The sequence below is a fragment of the Flavobacterium sp. genome (genome assembly GCF_029242675.1).
In the GTDB taxonomy this organism is placed as follows: domain Bacteria; phylum Bacteroidota; class Bacteroidia; order Flavobacteriales; family Flavobacteriaceae; genus Flavobacterium.
Genome location: NZ_JAQWTM010000162.1, coordinates 1 through 3,981, shown reverse-complemented (window position 1 = coordinate 3,981; position 3,981 = coordinate 1). Strand labels below are relative to the sequence as shown.

Genomic DNA, 3,981 nt, shown 5'->3' with positions numbered 1-3,981 from the left:
TCGTTATCTGAAAATTTATTTTGGTTGGCATCAAAGTTAATAGCATACCAAGCATAGCTCCCATATTGTAGGTCATAAGGAGCTCTCGCTGATACGACATAATAGTCCTCAGGTAATTCGTCTGCAAACGAAAATAAATCGGCTTCATTACTACCGTATCCGTGGAGTAAAAGTAGCAGCGGATTTTTTTCTAACTTTATTTTTGGTTCTCTAATTTGGTATTCGAATGCTAAATTGCTCATTTAATTTATTTGAAATAGAATTGTGATTTACTAGGATATTTGATTATCCGATACTTGAAAGCCATTTTTGAAAATATTTCCCTAAGATAGGCATAGGTTGGGTTGATCCGTTAATAGCACTAAAAATGCCGTACGACCATAAAATCATTATAAATATCCACATAGGTGCTGAGATCATCAAGCTGTCGAAATTACTAATAATTAGTCCCAAAGAAACAAAAGTAATCGTAATTCCAAGTCCCTGACGGATGTGAAAAGAAGCAAATTTATTTTTGTCCTCGGCATTCATTGACATGGCTATAAATACACCTATTCCTAAAATATAACAGGTTATCGCTGCTGTTTTTCCTTCGTCAATTGTTTTTTTATCCATTATTATGCTAAAGTTGTTTTGCCTTGATTAATTATACCGTATACTTTTCCCGTTGTTTTTTGTCCTAAAAATGCGGAATTTTTAGATTTGGAAAGGATTGCTGCTTTTGTGAAAACACCATCACCCTCAGGAGTAAATAAAGTCATGTTTGCTTTTTCTCCTATATTAATACTCGCTCTTTCGATTTGAAATAGTGTTTTTCTAGCTGTAAATTTTTCAACAATAGTTTCCAGAGGTAAAACCGTCATTAAAGCACCAAATGCGCTTTCTAGACCAACAGTTCCATTTTTGGCCATATCAAATTCCATTTTCTTGTGCTCGATATCAATTGGGTTGTGATCTGAAGTTATAAGGTCTATCGTATGATCCAGTACACCTGCAAGCAGTGCTTGTCTGTCTACTTCTGTTCGTAAGGGTGGAGCCACTTTAAAGCGGGTATCAAAACCTTCTAGTTTTTCATCAGTTAATACAAGATGGTGCACGGAAACACTACAACTAACTGCTAAGCCTTTCGCTTTTGCTTCTCTAATTAAAGCGACGCTTTTGGCGGTGGAAATAGTAGGAATATGTAGTTTTCCGCCGGTGTATTCTAGTAGGAATAAATTACGAGCAATTTGTAACTCTTCGGCAAGGTTTGGAATTCCCTTTAACCCCAGACTTGTCGAAACGATTCCCTCGTTAGCCACACCTTGTCCTTTAATTTTTTCATCTTGTGGAAAAGCAATTACAAGACTATCGAAATCTTGTACGTATTGAAGTGCGATTTTTAAAAGATTGGCATTTTCGATGCTTTTGTTATAATCTCCAAAAGCAATGGCACCTGCATTTTTCATATCGTACAGTTCAGCCATGTCCAAACCAGCCGCTTCCTTTGTCAACGATCCTATTGGATATAGTTGTGTTGCGTACCCGTTTGCTTTATTGCTTACGAAATTTACTTGTGCTTGATTATCAATTACAGGGTAGGAGTTAGGTTGTAATGCAATAGCAGTAAAACCGCTTTTGGCAGCTACAACTAGTCCGTTAGCAATCGTTTCTCTATCTTCAAATCCAGGTTCTCCAAGTGAAACACTACTGTCAAACCAACCCTCAGAAACATGGAGGTTGTCCAATTTTAGTTCTTCTATATTTTCATTATTTGTAATTGAAGAAGCAATTGTATCAATAATACCATCGTTTATAAGTAGGTCGACTATTGAATTGTGAAAGGGACTTGTAGAATCTATAATTTTTGCGCTTCGGAGGATTAATTTCATAAGATAGCTGCTATTTATTTTAAGAATTTTATAATTGCCATTTCGGTAAGGAGTAGTAATACAGCAAAGATAACAAACCATTTCCAAAGTTGATTGTCCGATCGTTGCCTTTGTAGGTCGTCGAAAATAGTTTTGATGGAGTCGATAGTTTTATAGTCAGACCAGTTTTCTTTATTGGCTTCAGCCAAATTACTTTCTGTGCGGGCAGTGTTGAAACTGACGTTATCGATCCAGTTTTCTTTATTGTAAATTTCAAAATTTCCAGCTGCAGCAGGAAAGTCATTAAACGTCAATTTTACTTTGTTATTCATAATTTGCTGAATCGGAATAAACTGCTCTTGTTTATTTTTGACTTCTAAAATAGCATCTTTACTCAATTGCGCTTGTACTAGGTAAGGACTATTTGTTCCAATGGTAATAGCATTTATTCCGTTTTTACCATCACTCGTCCCCATTTTATAAAAGGTAGGTACGATTAATGGTGATTTTTGGAAATTAGAGTTGGTCAAATTTAGTGGAGCTGCAAATACATATACAGCGCTGCCTGATGCGGACAATGAGGTTAAAAAAGCAGATTGATCATCATAATACAATGCTGCCGTGGCTGTGCTTTTTAAAGTGAATGTCCCGGACGTTTTAGGATACTGAAAATTGCTAATTTTAGTTTCAAATACGCCTTGGTACAAAGGATGTCCAAAATTAATTTTAGAGACTAATTTCTCTACGTTTTCAAAGCCATTAACTTGAATTGATCCAAAATTGCTTAAAAAACGACTTAGGTCAATAGGGTTGGTAGACGCAGCCGGTATAATCACTAAATTTCCTCCTTTTTCGACTACTGATTTAAGTGTAGTTTGCAAGGCTTGCGGAATTGATTCTAATTCATTTACTACAACTACATCTTGATCTCCAAGAATATTGTAATCTAAACTAGCGATTGTACTGCTACTAAATAGGAACTCTTCATCGGTATAAATGCGACTTAAAAAAGAGTTATCCGCTGGATCGCCTATTGCCAGCACCTTTATTTTTTTTACTTTGGAAATGCTAAAATATAAAGTATTGTCGTAGGCTAAACCATTATCTGTTATGGAGATGTAGCCGTGAAAAACTTGCTTTGGGATGGTGAACTCTAAACTCTTTTTTGCTGATTCAATAGGACTTATTGTTTTTGCAATTAGCTTCCCGTCATTATATATCGCCACTGGAACCGGTTTTACATCAGTACCATATGCTGATAAATCAACTCCTATTTCATAAAAATCATTAGTGGTTTCTTTAATATAAACACTATCTACTGAAACATTATTTTTTTGCTCGGCTTGAGCAATCATAAAATAAGCAGTATTGTTTTTACCTAGATTTTGAATTTGCTTTTTTTGCAAGCCTACGCCATCTGTTATGATAAGGATATCTTTATTAGTTGCCGATTGATGTGCATTAACTTTAGTGAGCAAATTATCCAATTGAAAAGGTAGAGCACTGTATTGTATTTTTTGTAAATCACTTTGGATAGTTTTTACATCAGTGTTCCAAAAGTTTTCAGAATTGGTAAGTAACGAAAAGGTAGTGTTTTCAGGAAGGTCTTCTAATAATTCTTGAACAGCACGTCGTAAAAGTTCGCCTTTTTGCCCTTTGGCCTGCATACTATAGGAATTATCTAAAAGAATGTACATTTCGTTTGCCTTCGTGCTACTGTCTTTTGCCGGGAAAAAAGGCTGAGCAAATGCAATTATGATTGCGGCAAGCAGCAGTAATCGAGTCACTAGTAAAAGCCATTTTTTTAATGTGGCACTTTTTCGTGTTTGTACGCTAAGTGCTTTCAGGAATTGTACGTTTGTAAAATATTCCTTTTTAAAGCGACGAAATTGAAATAAATGGACCAAAATAGGAACTATCAGTAGAAAAAGAAAGTAAAGAATTTCGGGTTGTTTAAATTGCATTCGTTTGTTAGGTTTTCTACATTATTTTTATCTACAATGTAGCTAGTTTGATTATTGCAGTCAAAAATACAAATTTGTAGACAGTTGTTACTTCACAAAGTTCGGTTTTTTTAGTCAGTCGTTTTTTTATTGAAGAACTTTGCTTAGGGTTATCCTTTTTTAGATGC

Annotated in this window: 3 protein-coding genes and 1 pseudogene; all 4 read right to left on the bottom strand. The window is 35.1% G+C overall.

From position 1 onward, the window contains the following. Positions 1 to 242: pseudogene (locus P8M54_RS06410) on the bottom strand (phospholipase); the annotation flags it as partial. Between the two features lie 43 nt (positions 243 to 285). Next, the gene (locus P8M54_RS06405; protein WP_300286403.1) at positions 286 to 615 is read right to left on the bottom strand and encodes a hypothetical protein; all 330 of its coding nucleotides are present in this window, start codon (positions 613 to 615) and stop codon (positions 286 to 288) included. A 2-nt stretch (positions 616 to 617) separates the two neighbouring features. Further along, positions 618 to 1,871 carry a dihydroorotase gene (locus P8M54_RS06400; RefSeq protein ID WP_300286401.1) on the bottom strand — a complete coding sequence of 418 codons (1,254 nt, stop codon included), beginning with the start codon at positions 1,869 to 1,871 and terminating at the stop codon, positions 618 to 620. 14 nt (positions 1,872 to 1,885) lie between these two features. Continuing rightward, positions 1,886 to 3,814, bottom strand: coding sequence for a VWA domain-containing protein (locus tag P8M54_RS06395; RefSeq protein WP_300286399.1), 1,929 nt, complete (start codon positions 3,812 to 3,814; stop codon positions 1,886 to 1,888). Positions 3,815 to 3,981: the final 167 nt, after the last annotated feature.